The sequence below is a fragment of the Micromonospora sp. 4G55 genome, assembly GCF_016803375.1.
In genome coordinates this window covers 1-8,532 of record NZ_JAEVHN010000241.1, presented here as the reverse complement: position 1 = coordinate 8,532, position 8,532 = coordinate 1, and the positions used below count along the sequence as shown (strand labels likewise).

9 protein-coding genes and 2 pseudogenes are annotated in these 8,532 nt (G+C 73.4%); 3 read left to right on the top strand and 8 right to left on the bottom strand.

Annotated elements, in window-relative coordinates; genetic code table 11:
- The 3 genes and pseudogenes from JNW89_RS19645 to JNW89_RS19635 form a co-directional block, all read right to left on the bottom strand.
- A pseudogene (locus JNW89_RS19645) lies at positions 1-255 on the bottom strand (transketolase); the annotation flags it as partial.
- Between the two features lie 4 nt (positions 256-259).
- Positions 260-1,210: a TIGR01777 family oxidoreductase gene (locus tag JNW89_RS19640; RefSeq protein ID WP_238450013.1), complete on the bottom strand. Its 951-nt coding sequence runs from the start codon at positions 1,208-1,210 to the stop codon at positions 260-262.
- A gap of 103 nt (positions 1,211-1,313) precedes the next feature.
- Positions 1,314-2,312, bottom strand: a complete 999-nt coding sequence (locus JNW89_RS19635; RefSeq protein WP_238450012.1) for an aldo/keto reductase — start codon at positions 2,310-2,312, stop codon at positions 1,314-1,316.
- A 53-nt stretch (positions 2,313-2,365) separates the two neighbouring features.
- Between JNW89_RS19635 and JNW89_RS19630 the strand changes: the two genes are divergently transcribed.
- Complete coding sequence (locus JNW89_RS19630) at positions 2,366-2,734, top strand: MerR family transcriptional regulator (RefSeq protein WP_238450011.1); 369 nt, start codon at positions 2,366-2,368, stop codon at positions 2,732-2,734.
- A gap of 12 nt (positions 2,735-2,746) precedes the next feature.
- Positions 2,747-2,914 carry a hypothetical protein gene (locus tag JNW89_RS19625; RefSeq protein WP_238450010.1) on the top strand — a complete coding sequence of 56 codons (168 nt, stop codon included), beginning with the start codon at positions 2,747-2,749 and terminating at the stop codon, positions 2,912-2,914.
- A gap of 5 nt (positions 2,915-2,919) precedes the next feature.
- Here JNW89_RS19625 and JNW89_RS19620 read toward each other — a convergent pair whose 3' ends face one another.
- The 4 genes from JNW89_RS19620 to JNW89_RS19605 all read right to left on the bottom strand — a co-directional run bounded on the left by JNW89_RS19620 (position 2,920) and on the right by JNW89_RS19605 (position 6,042).
- Positions 2,920-3,834, bottom strand: coding sequence for an LLM class flavin-dependent oxidoreductase (locus JNW89_RS19620; protein ID WP_238450009.1), 915 nt, complete (start codon positions 3,832-3,834; stop codon positions 2,920-2,922).
- Between the two features lie 71 nt (positions 3,835-3,905).
- Positions 3,906-4,376 (bottom strand): hemerythrin domain-containing protein, encoded by a 471-nt coding sequence (locus tag JNW89_RS19615; protein WP_238450008.1) that lies wholly within the window; start codon positions 4,374-4,376, stop codon positions 3,906-3,908.
- Between the two features lie 77 nt (positions 4,377-4,453).
- Positions 4,454-5,797: a low temperature requirement protein A gene (locus JNW89_RS19610; RefSeq protein WP_238450007.1), complete on the bottom strand. Its 1,344-nt coding sequence runs from the start codon at positions 5,795-5,797 to the stop codon at positions 4,454-4,456.
- Between the two features lie 44 nt (positions 5,798-5,841).
- Positions 5,842-6,042 carry a hypothetical protein gene (locus tag JNW89_RS19605; RefSeq protein WP_238450006.1) on the bottom strand — a complete coding sequence of 67 codons (201 nt, stop codon included), beginning with the start codon at positions 6,040-6,042 and terminating at the stop codon, positions 5,842-5,844.
- Positions 6,043-6,089: 47 nt separating this feature from the next.
- On the opposite strand from JNW89_RS19605, the gene JNW89_RS19600 reads away from it, so the two are divergent.
- Positions 6,090-7,031, top strand: a complete 942-nt coding sequence (locus JNW89_RS19600) for an SDR family NAD(P)-dependent oxidoreductase (protein ID WP_238450005.1) — start codon at positions 6,090-6,092, stop codon at positions 7,029-7,031.
- A 98-nt stretch (positions 7,032-7,129) separates the two neighbouring features.
- Here JNW89_RS19600 and sucB read toward each other — a convergent pair.
- Positions 7,130-8,532: pseudogene (gene sucB / locus JNW89_RS19595) on the bottom strand (2-oxoglutarate dehydrogenase, E2 component, dihydrolipoamide succinyltransferase); the annotation flags it as partial.

The window sequence follows — 8,532 nt, the reverse complement described above, 5'->3', positions numbered from 1 at the left end:
GTCCAGCTTGATCTGCTCGTACGCCCGCTCGACGAGGAACGGGGCGTAGCTGTGCACGATCGGACGTTGCCCGGTCAGCGCCAGTCCGCCGGCCACCCCCACCATCAACTGCTCCCGGATCCCGACGTTGAGCACCCGGTCGGGATACCGGCGGGCGGCCGGGGCGAACGCGGCGGCCGAGATGTCCGCCAGCACGATGGTGGTACGCGGATCCGCCAGCAGTTCGGTCGCGCTGGCGACGAAGGTCTCCCGCATGCTCTCATTCCCCGTTCTCGACGACCGCGACGACGACGTGCGGCCGGTGCTTCTCGTGCCCGGTGAGGGCGGCGTGCAGGGCGGAGGGGAGGTCGGGGTGGGTGTACGGGAAGGTGGCCTTCGTGAGGACGCCGGGGAGGACGCGGGTGCTGGTCAGGGCCTCCTGGGCGAAGCCGCCCAGGGCGACCTTCAGGGCCAGCGCGGGGATCGGCATGATCGCCGGACGGTGCAGCTGGCGGGCCAGCTCCCGGGTGAACTCGGCGTTGGTGACCGGGGCCGGACCGACCACGTTGACCGGGCCGCCGATGTCGTCGCGGTCGAGCAGGAACAGCGCGGCGTCCAGCCAGTCCCGCATCGAGATCCACGGCAGCCACTGCCGGCCGCTGCCCAGCTTCCCGGCGATGCCCAGCTTGAACGGCAGCAGCTGCGGCTTGAGCAGCCCGCCGTCGCGGTGCAGTGGCAGCCCGGTGCGCAGCCGTACCACCCGCACCCCGGCGTCCTCGGCCGGCCGGGTCGCCGCCTCCCAGACCCGGCAGACGTCGGCCAGGAAACCCTCGCCGGCCGGGGAGTCCTCCTCGACCGCCCGGTCACCGGTGTTGCCGTACCAGCCGACGGCGGAGGAGTTGAGCAGCACCGTCGGCCGGTCGGCGGCCGGCAGCCCGGCGATGGCGATGGCCAGGGTGGTGGTGGTGTCCACCCGGCTGGACCGGATGAGCTTCCGGTAGTCGTCGTTCCAGCGCTTGTCGCCGACGCCCGCGCCGGCCAGGTTGACCACCGCCTCGGCCGCGGCCACCACGGCCGGGTCGAGCTGCGCGGCGGACGGGTTCCACTGTCGCTCGTCGGGGGTGCGCGGTGGCCGTCGCACCAGCCGGGTGACCTGGTGCCCGTCGGCGGTGAGGCGGTCGACCAGCCGGGTGCCGAGGAAGCCGGACGCGCCGGCCATGAGGATCCGCATGCTCATATCTTCGGGTACGGAGGCGGGTTCGGATGCGTTCAGCCCGTTTGCGGATCCGGGAGCGGCCCGCGACCCGCCCAGCCGGGTCGAGGGCCGCCCGGGATCAGCCGACCGGCGCGGCGCGCAGGTCGGCGAGCAGGCGTTCCACCTCCGCGAACGCTTCGACCGGCAGCGGTCCGCGGGCGAGGGTGCCGAAGTTCTCCTCGGCCTGTGCGACGGTGCGGCAGCCCGGGATGGGCACCGTCCGTGGGCTGCGCGCGAGCAGCCAGCCCAGCGCACCCTGGGCGAGGGTACGACCGTCCGCGGTGAGCGCCTCCCGGATCTCGGCGAGCCGGGCCGACCACTCTGGTGCCGGGCGCCCGTCGGTGAACCAGACCAGCCACTCCGGTGCCCTCCCGCGCACGTCGTCCGCCCCGACCGCCCGCGTCGAGCCGGTGAGCAGGCCCATGGCGAGCGGTCCCCGGTTGAGACTGGCCAGGTCGAGCGCGTCGCAGACGGCGAGCATCTCGGCGTTGTCCTTGAACACCGACTCGTCGTGCTGGATCGCCGCGCAGTGCGGACCGGCCTCGGCGAACGCGCGCGCGGACGCCGGGTTGTCGGTGCTCCAGCCGTACGCGCGGATCTTGCCCTGGGTGACGAGGCCCTCCAGGGTGTCGACCAGGTCGAGCGCGGCGGACGCCGGCAGGCCGTTGATGTGCAACTGGTAGAGGTCGACATGGTCGGTGCCGAGCCGGCGCAGCGACTCCTCCAGGCTGGCCACCGCGTAGGCCGGGCTGCCGTCCTCGCCGGTCCACCGGCGGGTCCGCTCGTCCGAGCGGTTGCCGAACTTGGTGGCGATCACCGCCCGGTCGCGGCGGCCGGCGAGGGCACGGCCGAGGACCCGCTCGCTGTGCCCGGCGCCGTAGTTGCTGGCCGTGTCGAAGAGCGTGACGCCGAGGTCGAGGGCACGGTGGATGGTGCGCACCGACTCGTCGTCGTCCACCTCGCCCCAGCCGAACGGCTCTCCGCCCGCGCCCCAGAGCGGTCCACCGATCGCCCAGCACCCCATGCCGAGGGCGCTGACGTCGATCCCGCTGCGGCCCAGTGTCCGTGTCATCGTCATGCGGCCAGCTTTCAACCTGGAGCGCGCTCCAGGTCAAGCCCTAGCATGGCGACATGCCCGGCTACACCCCCTCGGAGGCGGCGACCCGCAGCGGGTTCAGCCTCGACACCCTCCGCTACTACGAGAAGATCGGCCTGCTCAGCGACATCGGCCGCACCTCCGGCGGCCGTCGGGTCTTCACCGACGACGACCTGAGCTGGCTGCTGCTGTTCCGCTGTCTGCGGGACACGGGCATGCCGATCGCCGAGATGTGCCGGTACGCCGAGCTGGCCCGCGACGGTGAGCACACCGCCGGCCAACGGCAGGCCCTGTTGGAGCGGCACGCCGAACGGGTCGAGGAGCAGATGCGCCTGCTGGAACGCCAGTACGCCCATCTCCGCGAGAAGATCCGGTTCTACCAGGCGAGCCATGAGACGGCCTGAGCCGTGCCTCCGGTGAGGGCCGACCGGCTCGTCCTGCTGGACCGGATCGAGTGGTTCATCCTGGAACGCCCCGTGCTGGTCCGACCCGGCGAGACGTACTGGGTCGACCGGAACGACGAACTCTGTGTCGACCGCGGCGCCGGTCGGGTCACCCGTACTCCCGGCTGGGTCTGCCGCTGACGAGGTCAGGACAGCCGGGCGAGCACCGGCGCCAGCGCTTCGAGCGCGTCCCGGCGTACCACGAAGCGGGTGACGCCCCAGCGGCGGCGGTGTTCCGCGACCGCCGCGACGATCTCGTCCGCCGTTCCGATCAGCACGAACGGCGTGGCCAGCACCTCGGCGACGGTCAGTCCGACGTCGCGCGCGGTCTGCGCCGCGGCGGCCTCCGCGTCGTCGGTGACCACCACCTGCTGCACCAGCGCCTCCAGCGCGGGCGGGTGGTCCCGACCGGCCGCGCCGGCCGCGACGTGGTCGAGCTGCGCCTCGAGCTGGTCGGCCCGCCAGCGCACGTCGTGGGCGTGGCCGTCGGCGAGGGTACGCCCGAAGCCGGTCAGCCCGACCACCTCGGCATGCGCGCCGGCCCAGCGCAGCAGCGTCGAGTTGGCGGTGCCCACGGTCAGCGGGATCCGGTCCTGCACCGGGCGGGGCGCGGTCAGCCGGGCCTCCCGGACCGCCAGCTCGGGGGAGTCCACGGTGACCTCCTCGCCGTCGAGCAGGGCGCGGACCGCCTCGGCCACGGCCACGCAGCGGCGTACCCGGCCGGCGACGTCCGGGCGTTCGCGGCCGACGGCCCGCCACTCGGCCGGGGTGTGGCCGGCGCCGACGCCGAGCCGGGCCCGCCCGCCGGAGACCAGGTCGAGGGTGGCCACGTCGGTGGCGAGCAGCATCGGCTCGCGCACGCCGAGGTTCGACACGTACGAGCCGAGGCCGATCGTCGAGGTCACCGACGCGGCGGCGGCCAGCGCCACGAACGGGGACGTCACGGCCCCGGGGTGATCGGCGGCGAGCAGCGCGTCGAAGCCGGTGGCCTCGGCGCGGCGGGCGAGGTCCAGCCAGCTCGCCGCGTCGGTGGGGGTGGCCTGGAGGGAGAAGACGGTCACCGGGCCAGCCTGCGCCGTCGGGGACCCCGCCGGCCAGCCCGGCGGGGCCGATTCTGCTGACCGGCGAATCCTCACCCGGGCAGCGGCACGCCGAGCAGCTCCTCGGTCGTCCCGCTGCGCACCGCGTTCAGGGCGGCGACCAGCTTCTTCTCCTCGTAGACGAAGTGCGATTCGAGCAGCGCGCTCAGGCCGTCCAGTTCGGCGCGTACCCCGGCGACGCCGGCCGGGTCGGCGGCCAGCTCCTCGACGCGGCGCAGGACGGCCGCGACCACCTCGTGGTCGGCGGCGAGTTCGTCGAGGACCGGGCGCAGCTGGGGCGCCTGCTCGGCCAGCACCCGGAACGCCCCGCCGTCCTCGCCGGTGTGGTGGCGGGTGAGCGCGGAGCAGAAGGTGAGGCAGTGGGCGCGCAGGTCGCGCGGACCGGTGGGGGAGTCGAGGCCGGCGCGCAGCGCGGCCAGCTCCTCGCGGAGCCAGAGGTGGATCTCGATCAACTGGTTGCCGAGGGCGGTCAGGCGGTCGCCCGGCTCGGTGGAGGGGTGCACGTGGATCCCATGCTGTCCCGCGCCTCCATGCCCTCGGCGGTCTCCTTGCCGGGTGCACCGCGACGCTGCCGGTGATCCTACGTCGAGGTGCCCGTCTCGTCCGTCCCGCGCTCCTTCCACCGGGCCCGCCAGGCCGCCTCGTGCGCCTCGTGGGTGGTCCTCTCGTGGAAGACCAGCTCGTGCAGCGCGCGTCGGCCTTCCTCCATGGTCGTCACCTCGACCATCACCAGGCCGACGCAGATCGCGGTGAGCAGGGTCAGGGTGGCCAGCCCGGGCAGGTGGGAGCCGACCGGGATGCCGAGGGTGAGCAGGAGCACGGCGCCGACCCGGGTCCAGGAGACCGTGCCCAGGGTGCGCCACTGGAACAGCATGTTCCCGCACAGGTAGCAGATCACCCCGCCGAAGAGCAGGGGGACGCTCGGACCGTGCGCCGGCACGCGCAGCGGCACCGACGGATCGGCGATCTCGTGCACGATCCCCTCGGCACCCAGGGCGAACAGGATGATCCCGGCGATCATCGGCAGGTAGAAGTACGCGTACGCGTCCCGCGCCATCGCCACCCGGGCGCGCCCCTCGGCGGCGTGCAGGGCGATCCGGGCCGCCGGTCCGATCACGTCGTAGTGGGCCCACCAGAGCGCGGCGGTGAAGAAGATGCCCAGCACCGCCGCCGCGACCGCCGGCCAGGTGGGCGGCTGGCCGAGCAGGTTGCTGCCGACGCCGACCGAGATGACCGACTCGCCCAGCGCGATGATCAGGATGAGCTCGTAGCGTTCCGTCCAGTGCTCCGCCGAGGTCACCGCCCAGCCCCAGGTGCCGCCGAGGAGCCCGGACGCGTACTGGAGCAGCACCACGGTCAGCCAGAGGCCGTCGCGCACCATCGACGCCACGTCGAGATCGTGGATCTGGGCGGGGATCAACGCCGCGCCGAGCAGGAGGAGGGTGCTGAACACCATCTCCGGTGCGAACCGGACCATCTGCTTGCGCTCCTGCGGGCTGTCCCGGACGACGTGCAGGTAGAGGATGAAGTGCACCGCGCGGATCACCACGTAGGTGACCGCCACGACCACCGGCCCGGCCGCGCCCGCCCGGGGGTCGCCGAAGGCCTGCGGCAGGGCCAGCGCGAAGCAGAACAGCGCCGCCATCCCGAGCACCATCAGCACCGGCACGAACCCCTGGCCGAGCCGGACCCGGGTGGCCACCACGCTGTGCACCACCCAGGTCCACCAGAGCACCGCCAGCACCAGCATGCCGTGCAGCAACGCCGAACCGGTGATCTGGACGGCGGTGGCCCGGGTGATGATGAAGAACGAGAAGACGAAGACCAGGTCGAAGAAGACCTCGAAGCGGTCCACCCGGGCGCCGGGAGCGACGGCGATGGCGGGCCCCAGCCATCTGCGCCACCGCCACCGCCCGCTGCCCACCCGTCCACTCTGGCAGCGTGAGGTCGGCCCGGAGGCGATTCCCCTCAGCCTGCCCGGCGGGGCCGCAGACCGTCCATCAGTAGGTCCAGCAGTCGGCCGGCGAGGTCGCGCCGGCCCGGCCCGGCGGCGGCCAGGGACACCCCGCTCAGCCCGGCGAGCGGTAGAACGTGCCGATGCCGACGCCCGGGGTCGCGGACGATCGCCTCCAGCGTTACCTCCGCGCCTTCGTGGGAAAACTCCCGCACTGCGGCGTCCAGCAGCCGCCCGCCGCCGCCTCGGACAAGGATGGATCATGACCACCAGCACACCTGTCAGCACGCCGTTCTCCCGCGAGTCCACCGCCATGGAGGTCGTGCGCGGCATCGACCTCACCGGTCGACGGGCCGTCGTGACCGGTGGGGCGTCCGGCATCGGCGTGGAGACCGCCCGTGCGCTCGCCGCCGCCGGGGCCGAGGTCACCCTCGCCGTCCGCAACCTCGACGCCGGCCAGCAGGCCGCGGCGGACATCACGGACACCACCGGCAACGACCGGATCCTCGTCGCCCCGCTCGACCTCGCCGTCCAGTCGTCGGTGACCGCATTCGTGCACACCTGGGACGGGCCGCTGCACATCCTGGTCGACAACGCCGGCATCATGGCCTCGCCCGAGCTGCGCACCCCGGAGGGCTGGGAGATGCAGTTCGCGACCAACCACCTGGGCCACTTCGCCCTGGCCACCGGGCTGCACCGGGCGCTGGCGGCGGCCGGGGGCGCGCGCGTCGTGTCGGTCAGCTCGGCGGCCCACCTGCGCTCGCCGGTGGTCTTCGACGACATCCACTTCACCCGGCGTCCGTACGACCCGTGGGAGGCCTACGGGCAGTCCAAGACGGCCAACGTGCTCTTCGCGGTGGAGCTGACCAGGCGCTGGGCCGACGACGGCATCACCAGCAACGCGCTGATGCCCGGTGCGATCCGGACCAACCTCCAGCGCTACATCAGCGAGGAGGAACTGAACCGGATGCGCGCGCAGAGCGGCGGCGCGGCCTACTGGAAGAGCACCGAGCAGGGCGCGGCCACGTCCGTGCTGGTCGCCACCTCACCGCTGCTCGACGGCATCGGTGGGCGCTACTTCGAGGACTGCCAGGAGGCCGGGCCGAACCAGCCCGGCACCCGCACCGGCTACGCGCCGTACGCGCGTGACCCGGAGGCGGCGGAGCGGCTCTGGACGGTCTCCGAGGAGACCCTCCGGGCGTGACGCGGGCTGCGGCACCGGTTCCGCGGTCGCGCCCGCAGGGCGGAACGGCGCAGGGCGCCCGGTCGGTGTGACCGGGGCGCCCTGCGCGTACGGGAGGATCAGAGGCCGAGGTCGGCCTCGAAGTTGCCGCCCTCCAGGCGCTCCTTGACCGCGACCAGGAAACGGGCCGCGTCGGCGCCGTCGATCAGCCGGTGGTCGTAGGAGAGGGCAAGGTAGATCATCGAGCGGACCGCGATGACCTCGCCCAGCTCCGGGTCGTTGACCACGACCGGGCGCTTGACCACGGCACCGGTGCCGAGCATCGCCGACTGCGGCGACGGCACGATCGGGGTGTCGAAGAGCGCGCCCCGGCTGCCGGTGTTGGTCAGCGTGAAGGTCGCGCCGGCGATCTCGTCCGGGCTGATCTTGTTGGTCCGGGTGCGCTCGGCCAGGTCGGCGACCCGCTTGGCGATGCCGCCCAGGTTCAGGTCACCGGCGTTGTGGATGACCGGGACCAGGAGACCCCGCTCGGTGTCCACGGCGATGCCCAGGTGCTCGGCGTCCGGGTAGGTGATCGTCCCGGCCTCGAGGTCCATGCTGGCGTTGACGATCGGGTACGCCTGCAGCGCCTCGATGGCCGCCAGCGCGAAGAACGGCAGGAACGACAGCTTGACGCCGTGCCGCTGCTGGAACGACTCCTTGGCCTGCGCCCGCAGCTTGGCGATCTTGGTGACGTCCACCTCGATCACCGTGGTGAGCTGGGCCATCTCGTGCAGCGACTCGTGCATCCGCTTGGCGATGGCCTTGCGGATCCGGGGCAGCTTCTCGGTCGTGCCGCGCTTGCCGCTCGGCTGCGGCTTCGCGGCTGGCTTGGCCGGGACCGCCGCGGCGGGCTGCGCGGGGGCCGGCGCGGCCTTGGCCGCCTTGGCCTTCTCCGCCGCCTCCAGCACGTCCTGCTTGCGGATCCGGCGCCGACACCGGTGCCGTTGACCGAGGAGAGGTCGACACCGTGCTCACCGGCCAGCTTGCGCACCAGCGGGGTCACGTAGCCGGCCGCCTCCTCGCCGCCCTGTGCCGGGGCGGTGGGCCGCTGCGGGGTCGGGGTCGGCGCGGACGGCTGCGCCGCCTGCTCGGCCTTGGCCGGCTCGGCGGCGGTCTCCGCCTCGGCCGCCGGCTCGTTGTACGACAGGCCCGGGGTCGGCTCCTCGACCTTGGGCTCCGGCTTGGCCTCGGCCTTCGGCTCCGGCTTCGGCTCGGGCTTGGCCTCCGCCTTGGGCTCGGGCTTCGGCTCCGGCTTCGCCTGGGCCGGGGCGGCCCCGGCGGCACCGATGACGGCCAGGTCGGTGCCCACCTCGGCGGTCTCGTCCTCGCCGACCACGATCCGGCTCAGCACGCCCGCCGCGGGGGACGGGATCTCGGTGTCGACCTTGTCGGTCGACACCTCGAGCAGCGGCTCGTCGACCTCGACGGTGTCGCCCTCCTGCTTGAGCCAGCGGGTGACGGTGCCCTCGGTGACGCTCTC